We start from the raw sequence: 2713 nt of genomic DNA, 5'->3' as shown, positions 1-2713 counted from the left end.
TTGGTTCGTAGCCAAGTACTCTATCCAGCTGAGCTACAGCCGCAACAGCCATAATTATGCCATGGAAGAGAAGAACTACATCACACCCGCTGGTCATGAACGCATCAAAAGCGAGCTTTTACAGCTCCTGGACCTTGATCGGCCTGAGGTTGTCAAGGTTGTTCACTGGGCCGCATCCAATGGCGACCGCTCTGAAAATGGCGACTATATCTACGGAAAAAAGCGACTTCGAGAGATAGATCGACGGATTCGCTTCCTGAACCAGCGCCTAGAATTTGCTGTAGTAGTCGATAACCAAGCCCGAAAATCGGGTGACGCAGATGCTGAGCAGGTTTTTTTTGGGGCCACTGTGACTTATGCAAGCCTAGAGGGTGTCGATGCAGGCAAGGAGACGACTATCACTATTGTGGGCGTTGATGAGGTTGATTTAGAGCTTGGTCACGTCAGTTGGGTCTCCCCGATTGCGAAGGCTCTGATCAAAGCACGCGTAGGTGATTGCGTCAAAATTCAGACGCCATCGGGCCCTAGTGAAATTGAAATCCTAGATGTTCAGTACCAATAGTAGGTAAATAAATTAGCTAGCCCGAACTCGAGTCACGCGCATCACATCATGATTGGTGCGCAGGCTACGCATGACCTTGGAAAGGTGTAAACGATCTGATACTTGTATTGTGAATCGAATCGTAACGGCATCTTCTTTATATCGGTCATCCATAGATACGTTCATGATGTTGGAGTCCGCAGCAGTCACACTACTAGCCACTCTAGCCAGAACACCCTTTCCTTGGCGGGTATCGATTGCAAGATCAACCTCAAATTCTCGGTTAACCTCTTTGCCCCACTCGACCTCTACCCACTTGTCGCTATCCTTCGAAAGCATTTTGAGGGCTACTGGACAGTCATTAGTGTGTACCTGTAAACCTTCACCCTTTCCGAGATAGCCAATAATGTTGTCGCCTGGGATCGGATGGCAACAGGTTTGAAAGCTTATCGAATTTCCTTCGCGACCATCGACCAAAATAGCCTGACGCTGATGGTGATGTGAGGCAATTTCCTGATGAGGAGTAACCCAATCTGCCGCGCCCAAGCGCATTTGCTCTGAACCACCCTCGTCATCAATCAAGATCTTCAATCGAATAGCTAACTCTTGCGGGGATCTGCGACCCAAAGCAATGTTGACACAGGCCTCTTCGCGCGTTTTATCACCAGTCCAGTGCAATAACTTTTCCCAGATCTCTGGAGATAAGAGGCCGGCATCCACCCCTTGTTGACGCAAAGCATGCGCCAAGAGGCGCTCGCCCAACTGTAAAGACTCGGCGTAGTGCTTGGTCTTTAGTGAGTGACGAATAGAGGCGCGAGCTTTGCCTGTCCTAACAAATGCCAACCAGCCCGGATTTGGCTGGGAGTTGGCCGATGTCACCACTTCAACAATATCGCTATTCTTTAACTCACTACGTAGCGGTAATTGCATGCCATTAATTTTGACTGCAACACAAGTGTTGCCCACATCACTATGAATTGAATAAGCAAAGTCTAAGGCGGTAGCGCCACGTGGCAAGGCTCTAATCTGACCCTTTGGAGTAAAAACATACACTGCGTCGGGGAACAAATCAATTTTGACGTGTTCTAAGAATTCTTGTGAATCCCCACTACTGTCCTGAATATCAATCAAGGATTGCAGCCATTGATGAGCCCGGTTTTGTACCTCGCTCATATCCGGTCCGCCATCCTTATATGCCCAGTGCGCAGCAACACCAGCCTCAGCGACCGCATGCATATCGCCAGTACGTATCTGAAACTCAACCGGCACACCCGATGGCCCTAAGAGGGTTGTGTGCAAGGACTGATAGCCGTTGAGCTTAGGAATCGCAATGTAGTCCTTAAACTTGCCAGGCATTGGCTTATAGAGAGCATGCAAAATTCCGAGAGCACGATAGCACTCATCAATCGAGTGCACAGTAACCCTAAAGGCATAGACATCGAGCACTTGAGAAAAGCTCAGATGCTTGCTTCGCATTTTGTTGTAAATACTGAAGAGGGTTTTTTCTCGGCCTTGTAGATCAACTTCGAGATTCACTTTTGCAAAAGCCATACGGGCGTTCTGCAAAATCTTTTCTACCATCTCTTTGCGATTGCCACGCGCCCGCTTCACTGCATCTTCGATTACCCTAAAGCGCATAGGCATCGAATAACGGAAACTCAAGTCCTGCAAGTCGCGGTAAATAATATTGAGGCCTAAGCGATGGGCAATCGGAGCATAGATCTCAATGGTCTCGGTAGCTACCCTGCGACGCTTTTCCATCGGTACAGCATCAAGCGTACGCATATTGTGTGTGCGATCAGCTAGCTTGACCAGAATGACTCGCACATCACGGGCCATTGCCATAAACATCTTGCGAAAGCTTTCTGCTTGCGCTTCAGCATGACTTTGGAACTCCAATTTATCCAGCTTGGTCAAACCTTCGACAAGCTCGGCTACTTTGCTGCCAAACTTTCCAACTAGATCAGCTTGAGTACATCCCGTATCTTCAATTACATCATGCAGCAAAGCCGCCATGATGGAGGAAGCATCTAAATGCCAGGTGGCACACAATTCAGCAACGGATACAGGATGGGTAATGTAAGGTTCGCCACTGTGACGATACTGCCCGAGATGAGCCGCATCTGCAAAATGAAATGCTTGCTTAATGAGCGTAACCTCTTCAGGCTTGAG

General features: G+C 48.5%; 2 protein-coding genes. One reads left to right on the top strand and one right to left on the bottom strand.

Translation table 11 applies throughout. The features are described 5' to 3' along the window. Positions 1 to 61: 61 nt before the first annotated feature. The gene (gene greB, locus B7Y67_RS14740) at positions 62 to 562 is read left to right on the top strand and encodes a transcription elongation factor GreB (RefSeq protein ID WP_215387625.1); all 501 of its coding nucleotides are present in this window, start codon (positions 62 to 64) and stop codon (positions 560 to 562) included. 12 nt (positions 563 to 574) lie between these two features. Here the strand turns inward: greB and B7Y67_RS14735 are convergent. Then, positions 575 to 2713: bifunctional (p)ppGpp synthetase/guanosine-3',5'-bis(diphosphate) 3'-pyrophosphohydrolase (locus B7Y67_RS14735; RefSeq protein ID WP_293599287.1), on the bottom strand; the 2139-nt coding region annotated here is incomplete at its 5' end.

This window comes from Polynucleobacter sp. 35-46-11, assembly GCF_002281105.1.
The sequence above is the reverse complement of the archived record's forward strand: the minus strand, read 5'-3'. Positions and strand labels throughout refer to the sequence as shown.

What these genes read in the sequence shown, in the direction of transcription:
- greB (WP_215387625.1), top strand. Translation starts at nt 62, where the DNA reads ATGGAAGAGAAGAACTACATCACACCCGCTGGTCATGAACGCATCAAA.